This is a genomic window from Actinocrinis sp. (assembly GCF_035653575.1).
Classification (GTDB): domain Bacteria; phylum Actinomycetota; class Actinomycetes; order Streptomycetales; family Catenulisporaceae; genus Actinocrinis.
On record NZ_DASRBQ010000062.1, the window covers coordinates 1 to 19582 of the forward strand.

At 71.2% G+C, this 19582-nt stretch carries 22 protein-coding genes and 2 pseudogenes; 12 read left to right on the plus strand and 12 right to left on the minus strand.

From position 1 onward, the window contains the following. The 4 genes from VFA06_RS08935 to VFA06_RS08950 form a co-directional block, all read right to left on the minus strand. Positions 1–240, minus strand: a 240-nt coding sequence (locus tag VFA06_RS08935; protein ID WP_324839972.1) for a diacylglycerol kinase family protein, incomplete at its 3' end; no start/stop codon positions are given. Continuing rightward, positions 237–980 carry a phosphatase PAP2 family protein gene (locus VFA06_RS08940; protein ID WP_324839973.1) on the minus strand — a complete coding sequence of 248 codons (744 nt, stop codon included), beginning with the start codon at positions 978–980 and terminating at the stop codon, positions 237–239. The genes VFA06_RS08935 and VFA06_RS08940, both read right to left, overlap by 4 nt. 116 nt (positions 981–1096) lie before the next feature. Next, on the minus strand, positions 1097–2401 hold the full coding sequence (locus VFA06_RS08945) for a citrate synthase (protein WP_324839974.1): 1305 nt from the start codon (positions 2399–2401) through the stop codon (positions 1097–1099). Between the two features lie 181 nt (positions 2402–2582). Beyond that, positions 2583–3164 carry a hypothetical protein gene (locus tag VFA06_RS08950; protein ID WP_324839975.1) on the minus strand — a complete coding sequence of 194 codons (582 nt, stop codon included), beginning with the start codon at positions 3162–3164 and terminating at the stop codon, positions 2583–2585. Between the two features lie 278 nt (positions 3165–3442). Here VFA06_RS08950 and VFA06_RS08955 point away from each other — a divergent pair, with 278 nt between their 5' ends. After that, positions 3443–4456 (plus strand): dihydroorotate dehydrogenase-like protein, encoded by a 1014-nt coding sequence (locus tag VFA06_RS08955; protein WP_324839976.1) that lies wholly within the window; start codon positions 3443–3445, stop codon positions 4454–4456. 61 nt (positions 4457–4517) lie between these two features. Here VFA06_RS08955 and VFA06_RS08960 read toward each other — a convergent pair whose 3' ends face one another. Genes VFA06_RS08960 through VFA06_RS08975 form a run of 4 tightly spaced genes read right to left on the minus strand, consistent with a single transcriptional unit; the run spans position 4518 to position 7701 of the window. Then, complete coding sequence (locus VFA06_RS08960) at positions 4518–5570, minus strand: ABC transporter ATP-binding protein (RefSeq protein WP_324839977.1); 1053 nt, start codon at positions 5568–5570, stop codon at positions 4518–4520. Further along, positions 5567–6424: a molybdate ABC transporter permease subunit gene (gene modB / locus VFA06_RS08965; protein WP_349260119.1), complete on the minus strand. Its 858-nt coding sequence runs from the start codon at positions 6422–6424 to the stop codon at positions 5567–5569. Before modB ends, VFA06_RS08960 begins: the two co-directional genes overlap by 4 nt. Further along, entirely contained in the window at positions 6424–7260 is an 837-nt protein-coding gene (gene modA / locus VFA06_RS08970; protein WP_324840013.1) for a molybdate ABC transporter substrate-binding protein, read from the minus strand. The genes modB and modA overlap by 1 nt, the downstream gene beginning before the upstream one ends. Before the next feature lie 48 nt (positions 7261–7308). Continuing rightward, on the minus strand, positions 7309–7701 hold the full coding sequence (locus tag VFA06_RS08975) for a TOBE domain-containing protein (RefSeq protein ID WP_324839979.1): 393 nt from the start codon (positions 7699–7701) through the stop codon (positions 7309–7311). A gap of 307 nt (positions 7702–8008) precedes the next feature. On the opposite strand from VFA06_RS08975, the gene VFA06_RS08980 reads away from it, so the two are divergent. Beyond that, entirely contained in the window at positions 8009–8803 is a 795-nt protein-coding gene (locus tag VFA06_RS08980; protein ID WP_324839980.1) for an indole-3-glycerol-phosphate synthase TrpC, read from the plus strand. A 179-nt stretch (positions 8804–8982) separates the two neighbouring features. Then, the gene (locus VFA06_RS08985) at positions 8983–9618 is read left to right on the plus strand and encodes a hypothetical protein (RefSeq protein ID WP_324839981.1); all 636 of its coding nucleotides are present in this window, start codon (positions 8983–8985) and stop codon (positions 9616–9618) included. Between the two features lie 222 nt (positions 9619–9840). Here VFA06_RS08985 and VFA06_RS08990 read toward each other — a convergent pair whose 3' ends face one another. The 4 genes from VFA06_RS08990 to VFA06_RS09005 form a co-directional block, all read right to left on the minus strand. After that, positions 9841–10203, minus strand: a complete 363-nt coding sequence (locus tag VFA06_RS08990; protein WP_324839982.1) for a VOC family protein — start codon at positions 10201–10203, stop codon at positions 9841–9843. Between the two features lie 93 nt (positions 10204–10296). Then, positions 10297–11091, minus strand: coding sequence for a hypothetical protein (locus VFA06_RS08995; RefSeq protein ID WP_324839983.1), 795 nt, complete (start codon positions 11089–11091; stop codon positions 10297–10299). 111 nt (positions 11092–11202) lie between these two features. Further along, entirely contained in the window at positions 11203–11643 is a 441-nt protein-coding gene (locus VFA06_RS09000; RefSeq protein WP_324839984.1) for a hypothetical protein, read from the minus strand. Positions 11644–12048: 405 nt separating this feature from the next. Then, complete coding sequence (locus VFA06_RS09005; protein WP_324839985.1) at positions 12049–12237, minus strand: hypothetical protein; 189 nt, start codon at positions 12235–12237, stop codon at positions 12049–12051. A gap of 343 nt (positions 12238–12580) precedes the next feature. On the opposite strand from VFA06_RS09005, the gene VFA06_RS09010 reads away from it, so the two are divergent. The 9 genes and pseudogenes from VFA06_RS09010 to VFA06_RS09045 all read left to right on the plus strand — a co-directional run bounded on the left by VFA06_RS09010 (position 12581) and on the right by VFA06_RS09045 (position 19530). Then, positions 12581–12934 (plus strand): hypothetical protein, encoded by a 354-nt coding sequence (locus tag VFA06_RS09010; protein WP_324839986.1) that lies wholly within the window; start codon positions 12581–12583, stop codon positions 12932–12934. A gap of 21 nt (positions 12935–12955) precedes the next feature. After that, positions 12956–13174, plus strand: coding sequence for a hypothetical protein (locus tag VFA06_RS09015; RefSeq protein WP_324839987.1), 219 nt, complete (start codon positions 12956–12958; stop codon positions 13172–13174). Between the two features lie 177 nt (positions 13175–13351). Next, the gene (locus tag VFA06_RS09020) at positions 13352–13960 is read left to right on the plus strand and encodes a chemotaxis protein CheB (protein WP_324839988.1); all 609 of its coding nucleotides are present in this window, start codon (positions 13352–13354) and stop codon (positions 13958–13960) included. Positions 13961–14007: 47 nt separating this feature from the next. Beyond that, positions 14008–15213 (plus strand): annotated as a pseudogene (locus tag VFA06_RS26060) (CheR family methyltransferase); the annotation flags it as partial. Positions 15214–15537: 324 nt separating this feature from the next. Continuing rightward, positions 15538–15864 (plus strand): annotated as a pseudogene (locus VFA06_RS26065) (PAS domain-containing protein); the annotation flags it as partial. A 62-nt stretch (positions 15865–15926) separates the two neighbouring features. After that, complete coding sequence (locus VFA06_RS09030) at positions 15927–16823, plus strand: ANTAR domain-containing protein (RefSeq protein ID WP_324839990.1); 897 nt, start codon at positions 15927–15929, stop codon at positions 16821–16823. A gap of 101 nt (positions 16824–16924) precedes the next feature. Then, positions 16925–17668: a GAF and ANTAR domain-containing protein gene (locus tag VFA06_RS09035; RefSeq protein WP_324839991.1), complete on the plus strand. Its 744-nt coding sequence runs from the start codon at positions 16925–16927 to the stop codon at positions 17666–17668. 109 nt (positions 17669–17777) lie between these two features. Continuing rightward, positions 17778–18029 carry a DUF1918 domain-containing protein gene (locus VFA06_RS09040; protein WP_324839992.1) on the plus strand — a complete coding sequence of 84 codons (252 nt, stop codon included), beginning with the start codon at positions 17778–17780 and terminating at the stop codon, positions 18027–18029. Between the two features lie 130 nt (positions 18030–18159). Further along, a complete protein-coding gene (locus VFA06_RS09045; protein ID WP_324839993.1) occupies positions 18160–19530 on the plus strand; it encodes a phosphoribosyltransferase in 1371 nt (456 codons plus the stop codon). Positions 19531–19582 lie beyond the last annotated feature (52 nt).

Consider the following 19582-nt stretch of genomic DNA (forward strand, 5'->3'; position numbering starts at 1 on the left):
GCCCAGCGCCTCGGCGACCGCGTTCACCGTGCCGTCCCCGCCGCAGGCCACCACCAAGCCGGCGCCGGACTCGACCGCGGACCTGGCCGCGGTCGCACCGTTGTCGTCCGGAGTCGTCATGACCAGCCGGGGCTTCGGCCGGCCCTTCTCGGCGAAGGCGCGAGCCACGCGCTCATGCAACTCGGCCGCGGCGCGCGCGTCCGCCTTCGCCCCGTTCACGATCAGGACCGTGTCGCTCACCGGCGTCCCTCCGAGATCGCCGAGCGGGATCGGTATCTCGAGCCGCGCGCGGCGGAGGGCTGGGTCCGGCCGGGCAGCGGGAGTGGCGCATACACGGCACGTACCGCGATCGCGAGCGAGCCGGCGCCGAGGAGGAATCCGGCGACGACGTCGCTGGGATGGTGCATCCCCCGATACAAGCGCGCGAACGCCACAGTGGCCGGCATCAGCAGCAGGAGCCAGGCCTGCCAGCGTCCCGTCCCACGCGCGATCAGCCAGGCCACGGCCCCGTACAAGGCCACGGCCGCAGCGGTATGCCCGGACGGGAAACTCGAGGTCGGCGGCGAATGGTCGAGCTCGATGACGCCCGGACGAGAGCGGTGCACCAGCACGGTCGTGATCAGGAAGAGGCCGACCTCGATCAGCAGCGCCGACGCGATGAGCGCCGAGGCCCGCCACCGGCCGGTGACGAGTCGCGCGACGACGATCGCCGCTGCGGCCAGCAGGACCGTGCACGGCGTGTCGGCCACCGTCGACAACACGCCGGTCACCGTGTTGAGCACCGGTTCCCGACGCGCCGCGAGACCGCGGTCTACGCCGTCTTCGGCGGTGAACGGCCAGGCGTGAGCGAACGAGTGTGTCACCAGCCACCCGAGCCCGACCATCACCGCGCCGAGCAACAGCACCAAGAGCAGCACCCGGACGACCGCGCGCCAACCCGTTGTCTCGCGGCCAACGGCGGCGCGGCTCGACCGCGTCACGTTAGATTCACTGCGCAGATACACGGCCCGGCTGGTTACCGCTTTCCGCGCACTCATGCGTCCCGGCCGTGCAGCGCGCGATGCGCAGCCGGGGCGTCAGGCCACTGGCGCCGGTATCAGCGCTCGTCGATCGGTACGAAAGCGCGTTCGGTAGCGCCGGTGTAGATCTGGCGCGGCCGGCCGATCTTGCGCACCGGATCGTTGATCATCTCGCGGTAGTGGGCGATCCAGCCGGGCAGCCGGCCGATCGCGAACAGCACGGTGAAGAACTTGGTCGGGAAGCCCATCGCCCGGTAGATCAGCCCGGTGTAGAAGTCGACGTTCGGATAGAGCTTGCGCTCGATGAAGTACTCGTCCGAGAGTGCCGTCTCCTCCAGGGACTTGGCCAGCCCGAGCAGCGGATCGTCCGGCGCGAGCTTGGCGATGACGGTGTCGGCGATCTGCTTGACGATCTTCGCGCGCGGGTCGTAGTTCTTGTAGACGCGGTGCCCGAAGCCCATCAGCCGCAGGCCGGGGGTGCGGTCCTTGACCTTGGCGACGAAGGTGGCGACGTCGTCGCCCGAGCCGTGGATCTGCTCGAGCATGTCCAGCACCGCCGCGTTGGCGCCACCGTGCAGCGGCCCGAACAGCGCGTTGATACCCGCGGAGATGCTGGCGAACAGGTTGGCCTCGGCCGAGCCGACCAGGCGCACCGTGGAGGTGGAGCAGTTCTGCTCATGGTCGGCGTGCAGGATGAACAGCACGTCCAGCGCCCTGGCCAGCTCGGGGTCGACCTCGTACGGCTCGGCCGGCAGCCCGAAGGTCATCCGCAGGAAGTTCTCCACCAGGCTCAGCGAGTTGTCCGGGTAGAGGAACGGCTGGCCGATCGACTTCTTGTACGCGTACGCGGCCAGGGTTGGGACCTTGGCCAGCAGCCGGATCGTGGACAGCTCGACGTTCGGCTCGTCGAACGGGTTCAGAGCGTCCTGGTAGAAGGTGGACATCGCGGAGACCGCGGAGGAGAGCACCGGCATCGGGTGCGCGTCGCGCGGGAAGCCGTCGAAGAACCGCCTGAGGTCCTCGTGTACGAGGGTGTGCCGCCGGATGTTCTCGGCGAACCGCTCGTACTGCGGCCGGGTTGGCAGGCGGCCGTAGATCAGCAGGTAGGAGACCTCGATGAAGTCGGCGTTCTCGGCCAGCTGCTCGATCGGGTACCCGCGATAGCGCAGGATGCCCGCGTCCCCGTCGATGTAGGTGATCGCGGAGGAGCAGGCGGCGGTGTTGACGAAGCCGGGGTCCAGCGTGACCAGGCCGGCTTTGGCCGCGAGCTGTTTGATGTCGATGCCGTGCGCGCCCTCGGTGCCGGCGGTCACCGGCAGTTCGAGCTCGGCGCCGGCGTGGCGCAGTGTGACGGACTCTACGGATTCCATGGTGTCTGACATGCCGCTTCCTCGCGCCGATCGGCTGGTCCGGCCGCCGTCGCGGCCACCGCTGCTCCCACCGTAACTCGCGAGCGTGCCGCGAACACCGGGGGGAGCGGAGAACGGCACGCGGCCCCCGCCGTGGGGCGGGAGCCGGGTGCCGCGTTTAGCGTTGCTTAGCGTTCGTCTACCGTTGCCGGATTCAGGCGGCGGAGGTCTGCGGGACCTCGTGCACCAGGATCTCCGTGTCCGGGGCGACCCGGCGGGAGTGCCAGAACCCGAAGCCGACCAGGATCGCCATCAGGAACGCCAGGCTGAAGGACGCGATGGCGGCCCAGAAGGCGATGGTCGCGAACACCGAGAACGCGTAGGCCTCGAGCAGCAGGCCGCGCAGGGTGGTGCCCCGGAAGACGGTCTGGACCTCGGTCTGCAGCGTGGTGTTCTTCGGGTCGGCCTGGGCCGCCGCGCTCACCTTGGCGTAGACCCCGCCGTACGGCATCTCGGCCAGGTGCACCGCGATGAAGTGGTCGGCGTAGGCCTTGGCCTGCGGGCCGGTGGTCAGCTGCTGGCCGGCGTACTGGTTCAGGTACGGGCCGATCTCCGGGCTGGCCAGCGCCGGGCTGCCCTTCGCCGGGAAGGTGATCTGCTGCTGGGAGAGCTGGTCGCGCACGTTGTCGCTGGCGAAGCTGTAGCCCCAGGTGGCCAGGGCGCCGGCGATCAGAAGTGCCACGACGACCACGATGCCGCCGAGGCTGGCCAGGATGTCGAAAGTCTTGCGGCGCATGACGCACCCCTTCTGGTTTCTTTGCGTATCAGGTCCTGGTCCTCACGATCCACCTAGCGCTCAGCGGCGGTAATGGACCGTCCGGCCTGGTAATCCGGGCCGAAAGTCCCCGGCAGCGCCCCGGTCAGGCAGGAGCATCGGCGGCGCGCGACCGAACCCTGATGCCGGGCCCCTAGACCTTGGGACCTTGTGCCCTGGGCCGGCCTTTCGCGCGCGTGCTTCGCTTGAGGCGGCGGGCGATTCCGCCGGATCCCGCGCAGGCCGAGGTAGGAGACTTCATGGATCTGACGACCCGTTACCTGGGCCTGGAGCTGCGCAACCCGATCGTCGCCTCCGCCGGGCCGCTCTCGCGCACCGTCGAGGGCGTGCGCCGCCTCGCCGACAGCGGCGCCGGCGCCGTCGTGCTGGCCTCCCTCTTCGAGGAGCAGATCCGCCGCGAGGCCGAGTACGACCCACGGCCGGGACAGCTGGGGACCGACGACTTCGCCGACGCGTTGACCTTCCTGCCTCCGGGCGGTCAGCGGCACGGCCCGCACGGCTACCTGGACCTGATCGAGAAGGCCGTCGCGGCGGTCGAGATCCCGGTGATCGCGAGCCTCAACGGCTGCACCACCGGCGGCTGGACGAACTACGCGACCGCGATGCAAAGCGCCGGGGCGGCCGCGATCGAGCTGAACCTCTACTTCCCGCAGGCCGACGCGCTCACCCCGGGCCGCGAGGTCGAGCAGCGGCACATCGAGGTGCTCACCACCGTCAAGGCGGCGGTCGACATCCCGGTGGCGGTCAAGATCGCGCCCTACTTCAGCTCCCCGGGCGAGTTCGCGCTGCGTCTCGACCGCGTCGGCGCGGACGGCCTGGTGCTGTTCAACCGGTTCATGCAGGCCGGCATCGACCCGGACACTCTGCGAGTGAGCGCCACCTTCGCGCTCTCCCGCCCGGCGGATGCCGCCTTCCCGCGCATCTGGATCGCGCGGCTGCGCGGACGCGTCAACGCCTCCCTCGCGGCGACCGGCGGCGTCGACCAGCCCGGTGACGTGGCCGCGTACTTGCTGGCCGGCGCCGACGTGGTGATGACGACCTCCGCCCTGCTGCGTTACGGCCCCGAACACATCGGTTCGCTGCTCGACGGGCTGTCCGGGTGGATGCAGCGCAAGGGCTTCAGCGATCTGGAGCAGGTGCGCGGCATGCTCGCCGAGGCCACGTCGCAGCACGGCAACACCGAGGACAGCAGCCGCGCCGGGTATCTCGACGCCCTGCATCAGGCGACTGAGCTGTACGCGCCCGACCACTGACTCAGGACACTGTTATGGTGCGGGTGGTCGTCGGCCTGAATGGTTCGAGGGTGTTGACGCCTCAGGCGGGATAGGTGCTTGTCTCGGTGGCTTTGACGGTGGCCCAGACCTCGGTGCCTGGCGCCAGGTCGAGTTCGGCGAGGGCGGCCGGGGTGATGTCGGCGGCAATCGGGAGTGGACCGGTCAGGTCGATGCGTACGTGGTCGCCGCGCCGTTCGATGCCTGCGACGGTGACCGGCCATTGATTACGGGGCGTTCCGTCGGGGCGGGTGCGGTAGAGCGCGACCGCGGTGGGGCGAAAGGCGACGAACACCGGGCCCTGATGCGAGTCGACGGTGGTGATATCAGCCCCCTGCGTCAGGCGCACGCGGTGGTCGGTCGCGGTGCCGCGATAGAGGTTGAGGCCGACGAGCCGGGCGATGTACTCGGTGCGCGGATGCCGGGCGATCTCGCCGGGCGTTCCGGCCTGCACCAGCTGTCCGTGTTCGATGACGATCAGGCGGTCGGCGAGGATCATCGCGTCGAGCGGGTCGTGGGTCACCAGCAGGGTCGCGCCGGTGAAGTCGGCCAGGTGGTGGCGTAGCCGGGTGCGGATGTCCAGGCGGGTGTGGGCGTCGAGGGCCGCGAGGGGTTCGTCGAGCAGCAGCAGCCGCGGGCTGGGGGCCAGGGCCCGGGCGAGGGCGACGCGTTGGGCCTGACCGCCGGAGAGGGCGGCGGGGCGTGCGGCGGCGTGCTCGCTCAGCCCCACGCGTTCAAGCCAGGCCGCGGCCGCGGTGCGCGCCTCGGCCTTGGAGCGGCCCTGGCAGCGCAGCCCGAAGGCGACGTTGTCGAGCGCGGAGAGATGGGGGAAGAGCAGGTAATCCTGGAAGAGCAGCCCGATGCCGCGCCGCTCGGTGGGGATGCGCCGCCCGGTCGAGGTGTCTTCGACCACTGCGTCGTCGATGGCGATTCGGCCGCTGCTGAGGGCGTTGAGGCCGGCCAGCGTGCGCAGGGTCGTGGTCTTGCCCGCGCCGTTGGGGCCGAGCAGCGCGACGACTTGCCCGGCCTCGATGTGCAGGTCGAGGTCGAGGGCGAAGCCGGGCCGCTCGACGCGCAGGCGGGCGTCGACGCTCATGCCGTCGTCATCCAGCGCTCGCGCAGCGCGGCCAGCACCGTGATCGAGACCGCGAGCAGGATGAGGCTGAGCACGATCGCGGCCTGCGGATCGTCCTGCAGGGCGAGGTAGACGGCCAGCGGCATGGTCTGCGTGGTGCCTGGGAAGTTGCCGGCGAAGGTGATGGTGGCGCCGAACTCGCCCAGGGCGCGGGCCCAGGCCAGCACCGCGCCCGCGGCGACACCGGGGGCGATCAGCGGCAGGGTGACCCGGCGGAAGGTGGTCCAGCCGGAGGCGCCCAGCGTCGCGGCGGCGTCCTCGAACCGGGGGTCCGCCGCGCGCAGCGCCCCCTCCACGCTGAGCACGAGGAACGGCATGGCGACGAACGCCTCGGCCAGCACGACCCCCGCGGTGGTGAACGGCAGGGTGATGCCGAACCAGGAGTCCAGGTACTGCCCGAGGATCCCGCGCCGGCCGAGGGCCAGCAGCAGCGCGACGCCGCCGACGACCGGGGGCAGCACCAGTGGAACGGTGATCAGCGCGCGCAGCAGGCGCCGGCCCGGGAACCGCGCGCGGGCCAGCAGCCACGCCAGCGGTACCCCGAGCACGAGCGAGAGCGCGGTAGCCAGGCTCGCGGTGATCAGCGAGAGCCGCAGTGCTTGGAGCACCTGGGTGCCGCGCAGCTGTGCGGTCAGGTCGCTCCACGGGGTGCGCACCAGCAGCCCGATCAGCGGCAGGGTCAGGAACACCACGCCGAGCAGCGCGGGCAGCAGCAGCGCGAGCGGCACGCGCCGGGTCGCGGTGGGGCTCGGGCCGCGCCGCGGACCTTCGGCGCGTCCCGTTCGAGGCCTGAGGCTCGGGGTCCGGCCGGGCATCACGGGTTCTGGAAGCCGGCTGCGTCGAGCACGTCGCGGCCGTGGGCGGAGAGCACGAACGCGACGAAGGCCTGCGCGGCCGTGGCGTTCGGGGCGTCCTTGAGCACGACGATCGGATAGGTGTTGATCGCCTTGGCGGCTTCCGTGAAGTCCACGCCCTGCACCTTTCCGCCGGCCGCCTTCACATCGGTCTGGTAGACCAGCGCCGCGTCGACCTCGCCGAGCTCGACCTTGGTCAGCGCCGCCTTGACGTCCGTCTCGAGGGTGACGGGAGTGATCTTGACGTCGCCCGCGGCCTCGGCCTTCACGGCCGCCGCGCCGCACGGCACGGTGGTCGCGCACAGCGCGACCTTGATCCCCGGCTTGGTCAGATCAGAGAGGGTCTTGATGCCCTTCGGGTCGCCGGGCGGCACCGCGATCTCCAGCTGGTTCTTGACGAACACGGTCGGCGTGCCGGCCGCGTCACCGGCCTTGGTGACGGTGTTCATCGTGGTGGTGCTGGCCGCGGCGAACACGTCCGCCGGCGCCCCGGACACGATGCCGGCGGCCAGGCTGTCCGAGCCGCCGAAGTTGAACTTGACGGTCACGCCCGGGTGCGCCGCCTCGAAGTCCTTGCCCAGCTTGGTGAAGGTGCCGGTCAGCGAGGCCGCGGCGAACACGGTCACGGTGCCGGACAGCGCGGCGGCCGACGACGCGGCGCCGGAGGAGGCCGCCGCCGGCGCACCGCCGGAGCCAGAGCCCGAGCCGGAGGAGCATCCGGCCGCGGCGGCCAGCACCACGGCCCCGGCCAGGGCCAAAGCCGAGGCGGTGCGGCTGGCGCGCAGCGCGAACGTCATGATCACTGCCGATCACTCCCGTTGGTCTGGGGCCGCGGCGCGGCCCGGCTAGAGCTCGACGACGACGTTGGTGGACTTGACCACCGCGACGGCCACCTTGCCGACCTGCAGGTCGAGCTCGTCGGCGGCCTCGCGGCTCATCAGCGAGACGATCCGGTGCGGTCCGGCCTGGATCTCCACCTGGGCCATCACCCCGTCGCGCACCACCTGGGTCACGATCCCGCGCAGCCGGTTGCGCGCCGAGGAGACCGCGCCGGCCCGCTCCTGCTCGGTGGTGTCCCGCTGGGACGCGGCGAACGCGGCCAGGTCGGTCCCGGCGATCCGCCGGTGCCCGTTCGGCTCGCGCTCGGCGGGCAGCTTCCCCGTGTCGACCCAGCGGCGCACGGTGTCCGCGCTGACGCCGAGCAGCTCGGCGGCTTCACTGATCCCAAACGTCGGCACCTGCACACGATAACCCGGAAGATGCCAGGCGAATCGCCGCTACAGCATCGGAGCGGCGATAGAAATGAGACTGTAATCCTCGCATCTGCGAGATGCAGCGCGTCCACGGCGTGTGGTCTGCGCACGCGGCGTCGATTTGCCTCAGCGTCGGCCGATGCGGTTAGTGTCTTCACCGGCCGGGCACACCATCGCCAAGGTTCGACGACCGAGTCGGTCCTGCGGAGGTCTCGGGGAGGGCGCGAGTGTCGCTACGGCGAGGACGGCATGCGGGGACCGGCGGGCGGTCCGTGCTGCAGGAGGCGAGCGCGTGAGCCGGATACCCGAGACGCTGCTGGCGAGTGTGCGCGCGCAGGTCGCCGCGCGTGAGGCCCGGATGCCGCTCGCGGAGATCAAGGAACGAGCTCTCGCGCGGCCGAGGCCGCAGGGCAGGATGCAGGCGCTGCGCGGCGAACGGGTCGCCGTGATCGCAGAGCTCGATCCCGTGAACGCGGAGTGCTGCGCACTGGTCGAGCAGTGGGAGGACTGCGGCGTCGGCGCGATCGCCATGGCGCCCGCTGCGCATCCGTCGCCGCAGCCGTGGCGTCAGCTGGCGGCGGTGTCTTCGCGCACGCGGATGCCCGTGCTGTGCATGGACCTGGTCGTCTCCAGTTATCAGCTCTGGGAGGCGCGCGCGCACGGCGCGGACCTGGTGTTGCTGACGGCGGCGGCATTGCCGCGTGAGGCGCTGGTCTCGCTCGTGGAGCGGACCGCTTCGCTCGGCCTGACGGCTCTCGTCGAAGTGCGCGACGGGCCGGATCTGGGGCTGGCGCTGCGTGCCGGTGCCCGCGCGGTGCTGGTGCGGGCGCCTGAGCACGCGGACGCGGAGGCGGCGCGTGCCGCGATCCGTGAGTTGCTGCCGATGGTTCCCGGCGACGTCGTGCGGGTGGCCGAGTGCGGACCGGCGGGCCGCTCGGATCTGATCGCCTACGCGAGGCAGGGCGCCGACGCGGTGCTGCTGGGGCGCGCGGCGCTGGCCGGCACCGATCCGTGCGCGACCCTCACCGGGCTGGTGTCGATCGGCGCGCACCCTTCGCTCGCCCGACGCGGCGCGCAGACCGTCTGACCCCGCCCCGCTCTCCAGCGCACCGCTGCTGTCAGGCCGCTGCCCCTTTGGGCACGTCTTGCGTCCAACGAGGCAGAACGCGGCTCGCGGCATTGCTGGCCGCCGGAGCGGATCCCTACCGTCAAAGCTCTGACGGGCCGTGCTTACGGCCGGTGGACGAGCCGGGAGGGGATCGCGGGATGAGCGAGAGCGACGAGAGCGGCGGCAGCTGGTTCGAGGGGGTCGAGCACACGCTCGACGGCGGTCTGGAGGCGGCCGGGCACTTCATCGAGTCGGCGGGCGAGGACGCGGCGCACGCCTTCCAAGCGGCGGGCGCGACGGCGGAGGACGCGGCGAAGCTGGTGGCGTCGGACGCCGACATGATCCCGGGCGTGAGCGAGGTCGTCTCGGTGGCGCAGACGGCGTACCACGCGGGAGCGGCGATCGGCGACGCGGTGACCGGGGACTGGGACGGCGCGGCCGACCAGTCGCTGAGCATGGCCGAGTCCGCCGGAAACGCGGCGACCTTCGGGGTGCTCGGGCTCGCGGAAGGCGCCTGGGACCTCGGCAACGCCGCGGGCGGCGGCGGGGAGAGCTCCGACGCGCACCACATGGTCCAGTCGGGGCTGCAGGCGGCGGGCAACTGGCTCGGCGACACGGCGTACAACCTCGTGCACGGCGATGACTCGTCCGGAGGCGACTCGTCCGGCGGCGACACCGGTTCGTCGAGCGCGGCGCCGAGTTCTGACAGCTCGTCAGGCGGCGACCCCGGGGCGGGCGACGCAGGCTCCTACGACGACTCCGGAGCCTACGGTGCGGACATGCCGGTGGAGTAGGGCAGGAACGCCTCGCCCGACGCATGCGGGCCGCGCGCGGAGCCAAGCACGGAGCCTCGCGCGGCCCGATGCGCGGCGTGCCGTCGCTCCAAGCTCGTCGTTGCGGCGCGTGAGCCGCTCACTCCTGGCCGTGGACAGCGTGCGTGCCGATCGGCGTCGGTGACGCGCCGTCGTGGCTTCAGTCGCGTGCCACGCCGCGCAGTCGGCCGTTGTCGCGCTGATTCAGCCGGTGGCGTTCTCCCGTGGCTGCAGCAGCCCGATCACGTTGCCGTCCAGGTCGGTGAAGAGCGCGAACGAACCCACCCGCGGAATGGGAGTGGGCTGCACCAGCGCCCGGCCGCCCAGCTTGACGGCGTGCTCGAGGCTCGTGACCAGGTCGTCGACGCTGACGTAGAAGGTGACGTATGTCGGCATGTCGCCGTGCGTGCGCATCAGGCCGCCGCCGATGCCGCCCTGCGCGGAGTCCACGATGGAGTACTCGGGGTCGCTGCTGTGGATCTCCCAGCCGAACAGTTCGCGGTAGAAGCTGGCTGCCGCCTCGGGATCCTTGATCCCGATCTCGAAGTGCACCACTGGATTCGGCATTTCTCCTCCAACCATCCAGAGCTTCGTGCACCTTCAATCGTTGAGCGGACGCGCGCGGGCGGTAGGGCCTAACGTCCACTCGTTCAGTGCACGTCAGCGGATCGTCGTCGACGAACCTATCGAGCGTTCGCGCGCGACACGGCCCATCGGGATCATGATCAACACGATGCCCGCGACGGTGAAGAGCGCGGCGACGACGAACAGCGTGACGCTGATCCACAGCAGCGAGGGCGCGGTGATCCCGACGTCGACATGCGCGCTGACCGGCGCTGAGCCGTCGGCGTTCATCACGACGAGCATCCAGGTGCCGTCACGCGAAGGCCAGGTCAGCGTCTGCGTGCCGGTACCGGTTGCCGAGACGGTCCAGACCGAGGAGCGGACCGGCGCGGTAGCCGGCGCGGCGCCCGGATGGTCGACGACGCTGTCGCGGCCGCCGGCCAGGTGCGTCAGGGTGCTGTAATGCGTGCCGGACAGATACGCCTGCGCGGTGTCAGCCGGCGCGATGCCGACGAACACCGCGGTGGCCGGATCGGTGGCGGTCACAGTGACGCGCACGTCGCCTATCAACGAGGTCTGATACCACAGATGCCCGTTGCCCCAGAGCGTGACCTTGTCGCTGCTCATGGCGTAGCCGCTGGTCCGGTAATCGCCAGCGGCTACCGTGAGGTATCCGCCGTGGCGAGCGCCCAGGTCGGCCCACAGCAGGGTGCCGCCGCCGCCGAGCGCCACCAGGCCGACCAACAGGAGCAGAACGCCGCTGATGATCGATACGACGCGGCCGGGGGAGTAGCCGGGATGGGCGCGAGGGGCCGACGGTTGCGTCGGCGGGGCGCTGGTCGGCCGGCCCTGGCCGTAATCCGGTATCTGGTGCGGCGCGGTGCCACTCATCTCTACCATCTCCCGCGATCGACGCTATCGGCGTCACGCGGGTGAGCCAGGGCCGTGCGTCCCGGCGTGCCGAGCCGATCAGCCTGACTCGGCCGCAGATGTCGCCCGTCGTCAGTGGCGCACGGGCGGTTGATCGATCACCTCATGTGTGTACGGTCCTAGCTCGCCACCCGGCCTGGGAGCGGCGGCGGTGAACAAATGACGCAGGGTCGAGAGCACCCACAGCGCCATCGTCGCGCCGAACAGCACGGCGAGGGCGCTCCCGTTCGCGGCGATCAACGCGACGGCGCCGCCGACCAGCGCTGCCAGGCCGAGTAGCCCGGTCAGCGTGGCGTACAGTTCGACGCCGGTGCTGCGGCGATCGCCTTCGAAGACCTCGGCCGCGGAGCCGAGCGCGCAGCCTCCGACCGTGCCGAGGACCAGGATCGCGGTGGCGTTGCCCCGGGTGCTGGCCAGCAGCCAGCCGTCGGCACCGCCAAGGTGCGCCGTGTAAACGGCGATGATCGCGGCCATGAACGGGACCGTGGCCGCGTCCCGCCAGGTGAGTCTCATGCTCGTCCCCTCCTTCCGGAAGTAGGGGCTTTGAGCACACCGTCGCTCTCGCCTCCCGGGCGCGCCAGTGGCGAACGGCCCGCTATCACGCTCCACCCAGGTGGGTGTCCGGGTCGATGTCGTCGACCTCGTAGGCGACCACGATGCCCGTTCGCCCCGCCGGCCGGCTTCACAGCTCACGCTCTGTCATCAGAGTGGCGACCAGGGTCGGGCGGGTGCCCGGCCGCCCGCCAGAGCCGAAGGACCGGATCGATCGGGTCCTTCGGCTCTGGCGTCCCCCTCATGGCGGCCGCTCGGGCATGCGGTCGCGAAGCGCGAAATGAGCGCGCGACGCCCGCGCGTCCCGGCTGCCCGGTGTAGGTCGGATGCGGGTGCGGTCGGATGGAGGATCGCGATTGCCCGCGGCTACGAATTCACGCCGCCGTCCATGCGTTCGACGACCTCGCGGCGCGTCTGATTGACCGCCTCGTCCAAGCAGTCCAGTGCTTCGCGAAGGTGTTCGGCCACGACTCCCTCGTCGTTGAGCAGGGAGAGCGCCCCGTGGACTTCAAGGCTCGCGCGCAGCAGCGCCTCGACCACGGCATGCTCGATCAAGCTTCCACCGGCGGTGGATCGCCTCACATCGTGGGGGAGTTCGTCTACGCCGCTATGACGCTCTTGTGCCTGGACCACTGCCGGACCACCTAGTTCGCTCAGCCGCACTCGAGCGGAGCCGTTGAGCCGTCGGGGTCTAGGACAGCGTGGCAAGACGTGCCTTTTGGGCCGGCGCGCAGAAGCCCGAAATTCGCGAACCGACACGCCCATCCTAGAGCCCGGCGGCATGAGCCGCCAGGAGACCGCAGGAATCGGTCGCGCCGGTGCCGGCAGGGGTCAAATCCGTGGCCGGACAGGGCTAATGACTCTGGTGACGCGGACCGGACGGACCTAGGTTCGAGCCATGTCAAGCCCTGACCTCGGGAGCGTGTCCGCACCTCCGCCGAGTGCGGCGGAAGCGCATGCGGATATCGACGCACGGCAGGTGGCGCGGCTCTTGCATGTCTCGGCGGTGAGCGTGTTCGTCGCGAACCGAGACGATCGCGGGTTGCATTCCGTGGCGGCGTCTCATCCCTCCGCGCGTGAATTGGACGCGATTCAAACCAGCCTTAACGGAGGACCTGCCTACGCGGCGTTCCACGACGGCAAAGTGCATTCCCCGGCGATCAACGGTGCGGCAGATGCCAGGTGGCCGGCATTCGCGCAAGCGATGGGCGCCTCGCCGTTCGCCGGGGCCAGCGCGGTGCCGGTAATGTGAGCGGGGCGTGCGACCGGTGTGATGATGCTCTATTCACAGCGGGCGGCCGGGCTTCGACCGACCTCGTCGCACTACGCGCTCGCCAGGCTCCTGGCCTCGGCGCTCGTGGCCGCCGCCGTGCGCGAGGAGGCGATGCGCGACCTGCGAGACACGATCGCGGGACTGGGGGCGTTGCTGGATCGGGTGAACCGGCTCGTGCAGGACGGCGCCGCCGGGGTCGCCGAGGATTCGCGCGACTAGCCCCGGGTCAGGGACTCCGGTGGCTCACGCCATCTGGTCGAGCGTCAAGGGGGCCGGTTCGGGTGCGCGTTCGATAGGCTCGGCACGTGTCCGCAGGTCTCCGCGCCGCAAACCGGAAGTGCATCCGGCCGATCGCCGGCGCGCGGGCCAAGCCGCCGAAATCCTCGGCGGCCTCCCGTGACTGATCCGCGCACAGTTCACTCCCCGGGCGAGGGCTACGCGGCCGTGGCGATCGCCGCGTCGGCCGGCGGCATCCCCGCGCTCGAGACACTCCTGCGAGAGCTTCCCGCCGCCCTCGCCGTGCCCGTACTGCTGGTTCAGCACTTGGATCCACGGCGCGACACCCTGATCGCCGAGGTGCTCGCCCGCAGCACCGAACTCACCGTGAAGCTCGCCGAAGACGGAGAGGAACCGCGCTCCGGAGTGGTCCACATCGCGCCGCCCGGCCGTCACCTGACCGTCACGGCCGGCGCGGTTCTCGCCCTCTCGGACGCCGCGCCGGTGCATTTTGTGCGGCCCTCGGCTGACGTGCTGTTCGAGTCGGCGGCCATAATTTACGGCGCGCGCCTGCTCGCCTGCGTCCTCACCGGCACCGGCCGCGACGGAGCGGACGGGGTCAGTGCGGTCTGCCGGCACGGAGGCACCGTGATCGTGCAGGACCCGGAGACCGCCCAGTTCGGCGGAATGCCGGCGGCGGCGGTCGGCGCCTGCCCGGAGGCCCGCGTGCTGCCGCTCGAGCAGATCGCCGCCGTGATCCGCGCACTCGTGGCGGCGCCGCGGCGATGACCGGCAGCCCTGTCCGCAATCAGCACGCGCCCGGCGCGGGAGGATCGATGTCTGACGCACCCGGCCAGGACGACGAGCACCGCGAGTTCGAAGACCTGCTCGTTTTCATCCGCGACAGCCGCGGCTTCGACTTCACCGGCTACAAGCGCTCCTCGCTCGCGCGCCGGATCCACAAGCGGATGGGCGAGCTGGGCGCCGCCTCGCACGCCGACTACCGCGACCTGCTGGAGGCGGACGCCGAGGAATTCCGGACGCTGTTCAACACGATCCTGATCAACGTCACCGGCTTCCTGCGCGACAGCGACGCCTGGACCTATCTGCAACGCGAGATCGTGCCGCAGGCGGTGGCCGACGACGGCGAGATCAGGGTGTGGAGCGCCGGCTGCTCCACCGGGGCGGAGGCGTACTCGGCGGCGATCATCTTCGCCGAGGTCGTGGGCATCGAGGAGTGCGTCAAGCGGCTGAAGATCTACGGCACGGACGTCGACGACGAGGCGTTGCGGACCGCGCGTACGGGTGTTTATTCGGCCAAGGCGCTGCGGTCGCTGTCCCCGCAGCTGGTGGAGAAGTACTTCGACGCCGAAGGTGAGGACTACTCGTTCCGCGCCGACCTGCGCCGCCGGGTCATCTTCGGCCGGCACGACATCACCCGCGACGCGCCCATCTCCCGGCTCAGCCTGCTCATCTGTCGCAACACCCTCATGTACTTCAACGCTCAGGCGCAGGCCGACATCGTCGACCGGTTCCACTTCGCGCTCAAGCCCGCCGGCCACCTGTTCCTCGGAAAGGCGGAGATGCTGCTGTCCGACGGCGACCGGTTCGAGGCCGTCAACATGAGGAACCGGATCTTCCGCCGCCGCGCCGGGGAGTCTCGGCTGCAGCACGCCGCCCAGCCGGCCCGGCCGGAGAGCGCGGCGACCCGCGAGTCGCGCGCCGCCGGCCGCAGGCGCGCCGCCCGGGACCTGACCCTGGAGACCGCGCCGAACGCGATGATCACGCTCGACGCCGACGGCGTCGTGGTGATGTTCAACGCGCAGGCCCGGGCCCTGTTCGGCTTGATGGCGCACGACCGGCACCGGCCCTTCCGGGACTTGGAGCTGTCCTACCGCCCCCTGGACCTGCGCGCGCTGGTCGAGCAGGCCGAGTCGGAGCATCGCAGCGTGCGGATGCAGGCGGCGCAGCGCCGGCTGCCGACGGGAGAGACCCAGTACCTCGACGTCCTGGTCCAGCCGCTGTCCACTGCGGACCGGGAACGCGCTGGAGTGTCGCTGACCTTCGTCGACTGCACCGCGACCGTCCGGCTGCAGAACGAGGTACAGCGCATCCGCCAGGACCTGGCCACGGCCTACGAGGCGCTGCAGTCGACGAACGAGGAGCTGGAGACCACCAACGAGGAGCTGCAGTCCAGCATCGAGGAGCTGGAGACCACCAACGAGGAGCTCCAGTCGACCAACGAGGAGCTGGAGACCACCAACGAAGAGCTCGAATCCGGCAACGAGGAGCTGCAGGCGGTCAACGACCAGCTGCGCAGCCGCTCCGCCGAGCTCGACGAAGCGCACGCGTTCCTCACCGGCGTGGTGGCCAGCATCGGCGCCGGCCTCGTCGTCCTCGACGCCGACCTGCGGGTGCGCAGCTGGAACGCGAGGGCCGAGGACCTGTGGGGGCTGCGGTCGGGCGAGGTGGAGCTGAAGGACTTCTTCGCGCTCGACTTCGGGCTGCCCGCGGCCGAGCTGCGGGAGGCGGTCGATCAGTGCCGCGCCGCCAAGACCCGGGTCGGACCGGTCCGGGTAGCGGCGATCAACCGCATCGGGCGCCCCATCACCTGCTCGGTCATCTGCTCGCCGCTGCACGAACCGGCCGAGGGCCTCGTGCTCCTGATGGAGGAGGCCGACCGCATCGGCTGACCGCGATGGGCGGGTTGGCGCGAGCGGGCCCGGCGCGGGCGCATCGGAGTTACGCTGCGCTCATGACGCCATCGCCGTCAGTGCCGCGAACCGTGCGCGTCGCGCTCGGCTGGGCCGCGCTCGAGCGGCAGCGGGCGCGCCGCGCGGCCGCGGTGGCCGCGCGGCACGAGGAGCGGGCGAAGTCCGGTCCCGAGGTGATGCGCGAGTTCCACGAGCGGCTCGCGCAGACCCACCGCCGCGCCGAACAGCGGCATTACACCACCGCCCGCATGCACGAGTCCTTCGCCGGCCGCCTGCGGGCGCGTAATCCGCACGTGGCGCAGCTGCTGGGGGAGTTCATGGCCGCGGTGGCGGAGATCGCGGATGCCGCGGGGGCCGCGGTGACCCTGTTCGGGCCCGAGTCGGTCGAGACCCTCGCGGCCGCCTCGGATGAACGCAGCAAAGCCGTCCAGGACATCGAGTTCGCCCTCGGCGAGGGCCCCGCCCACTCGAGCGTCGAGCTGCACAGCGCGGTACGGGCACGCGGCGCGGCATTGCTGGAACGCTGGCCCGTCTTCGGTCCGGCGGCCGCCAGCCTCGGTGTGACGGATGTCGTCGCGGTCCCGGTCCAGCCCGCGGGAGCCCCGCTCGGCGCCCTGACCGTCTTCGATCCGCGCGAATCCGCCGTCCAAGACGGATTCGAGCGCCTGCACGTGATCGCCGACACCCTCTCCCGGGTCATGCTCAGCCCGCGGCAATCCGCCGAAGGCCGCGGCGGCGCGGCCGAACTGCCGTCGCTGTTCACGCAGGCGGACATACACGCCACGGTGCACCAAGCCAGCGGCGTACTAGCGGCGCAACTCGGCTGTCCGCCGGCCGAGGCCCTCTCCCTGATCCGCGCCCACGCATACGCCGAGGGCGTCTCGATCGACACCGTCGCCCAGGACATCGTCGATCGCCGATTGCGCCTCGATCGCTGAATTAGCGCCAAAATCGCTCGGATGTTCTTCCGGCAGGAACCGGAGGCGGGACAATGCTCGGGACACGGCAGTAACCTGGCCGCAACGGATTGGGGTGGCTCATGGCGGGCAGTACCCAGGCCGTTCACGAGCTGATCGTCACGCTGGCCGACAGCGTCGGCGCGGACTCGCGGCAGCAGAACCTGCCGCAGATCCTCGCGGACGGCGTGGCCGGCCTGGTCAAGACCGACACCGCCGTGCTGCTCGATGAGGCCGGCTCGCTGACTGTCGCCGCGGCGCACGGATCCGAGGCGGCGGACCTCGCCGCGACGGAAGTCGATTCCGGCCAGGGTCCGAGCGTGGACTGCTTCCGCGACGGAGTCCCGCTCGCATGGACCGACCTGCGCGATCGGACTCCGAGCTGGCCGCTGTGGGGTGGGCAGGCGCGGGGCGCGGGATTCACCGCCGCGTACGTCAGACCACTGCGACGCAGGCAGTACCGTGTCGGCGTCCTGACTCTCCTGGCGAGCGAGGCGACACCCCACCTGAACCATCGCCAGCTGGCTACGGTCCAGGCGCTGGCGGACGCCGCGACCGTCGGGCTGCTGCACCAGCGGCTGCTGCGCCGCCAGGCGCTGGTCACGGCCCAGCTGCGCTTCGCGCTGGACAGCAGGATCCTGATCGAGCAGGCGAAGGGCGTGCTTTCCGAACGCGCCGGCACCACCGTCGACCAGGCCTTCCAGCTGCTGCGCGAATACGCCCGCAGCCATGGCCGCAAGATCCACGAAGTGGCCGCGGACGTGATCAGCGAGAACCTGCGCTTGCCCGCCCAGACGGCCGACCGCCCGCAGCCGCCCGCGAAGTGACGGGCGCGTCCCCGTCCGCGTGCCGGATTCGGGACGTTCGGCCGTTGGCCGCCGACCTCGGGGCGGCTGAAATGGGCTTAGTGCTAAGACGAGGAAAGAGGCGACCACGATGCACGCGAAGGTAGGCGACACCCTTCACATCCACGCCAGGCACACCGACTCGCCGGATCAGTGGGGCCGGATCGTGGAGATCCGCGGCGCGGACGGTACCCCGCCGTACCTCGTCGAGTTCCCGGACGGACACGTGGGCCTGCTCTTCCCCGGCCCGGACGCCGTCGTCGAGTCCGAGATACCGCACGGGGAGCTCTCCGCCGCGCACGGCGGCCATCGCCGCCGCGTCCACACGCTCCGCGGCTGGTGACCGCCGGCCGTCGGCGCTTCGATCAGCAGTGAATCGATCAGCACTGATTCGATCAGGAGCTGAGGACGCTGACCGTCCGGGCGCCGTGATCCGCGACGGGCCGCCGTCCGCGGGCGAAGGGAGTCTCGTCGTGTTCTTCGTCGATCGGCAGGATGCTGGCGAGCAACTGGCCGCGCGGCTGGAGTACCTGCACGGCCTCGACGTCGTGGTGGTGGGATTGCCGCGTGGCGGCGTCCCGGTCGCCGCTGAGGTCGCCGAGGCGCTGGGCGCGCCACTGGACGTGTGCCTCGTGCGCAAGGTGGGCGTGCCCTTCCAGCCGGAGCTGGCGATGGGCGCGATCGGCGAGGACGGTGTGCGCATCGTGCACCACGAGCTGGTGCGTGCGGCGCGAGTGAGCGAGCGGGAGTTCGCGCAGGTCGAGCAGAGCGAGCGGGCCGCGCTCGAGCGGATGCTTCGCTGGTATCGCGGCGGGAGCGGGCCGCTGGATGTCAGGGGCCGCACCGTGATCGTGGTCGACGACGGGCTGGCCACCGGGGCCACCGCGCAGGCCGCCTGCACCGTGTTGCGTCGGCGCGGCGCGTCCCGGATCGTGCTGGCGGTGCCGGTCGGCGCGGCGGAGGCGGTGGAGCGGCTGCGCGGATTCGCGGACGAGGTCGTCTGCGCCCACGCTCCGCGGGACCTGTCGGCGATCAGCCTGCACTACGCGCGATTCCAGCCGGTCAGCGACGGCCAGGTGATCGAGTGCCTCGAACACGCGGCCAAGCGCTTCGGCGACGTCGCGGCCGCCGAGACGGCCGCGACCAGCTTCGCCGGAGCCAGACGCGCCGCGCGCGTCCCAGAGGTCGAAATCACGCTCGGGCAGATACATCTCCCCGGCCGGCTGGAGATTCCGGAGAACGCGCGCGGGATCGTGGTGTTCGCGCACGGCGCGGGTAGCAGCCACACCAGCCCGCGCAACCGGTTCGTCGCCGGCCAGCTCAACCGCGCGCGCCTCGGCACCCTGGTGTTCGATCTGCTCAGCGCGGAAGAAGCCGCAGACCGGCAGGCGGTGTTCGACATCGACCTGCTCGCCGAACGACTGGCCCACGCGATGCGCTGGCTGCGCGAGCAGCCCGGCGCGGCGCGGCTGCCGATCGGCCTGTTCGGCGCCAGCACCGGGGCCGCCGCGGCGCTGCAGGCCGCGGCCGACCCGGATACCGAAGTCGCGGCGCTCGTCTGCCGCGGCGGCCGACCCGACCTGGCCGGCCCCTACCTGCCCGCGGTCTCGGCGCCGACGCTGCTGATCGTCGGCTCGCACGACCACGCGGCGATTGACCTCAACCGCCGCGCCCAGGGCAGGATGCGCTGCGAGAGCCGCCTGGTGCTCGTCGCCGGAGCGGGCCACCTGTTCGAGGAGCCACACACCCTCGGCGTCGTCGCGCGGTTGGCTCGCGGCTGGTTCGCCTACCACCTGCAATTCGGCGGCCTCGAACGCCGGATGGCGGCAGCAGCCCCGCGTTGAAGCGGAAGGGAGACGTCCTTTCACCGCCTACCAGTGTCGAAAGAGGCCGCAG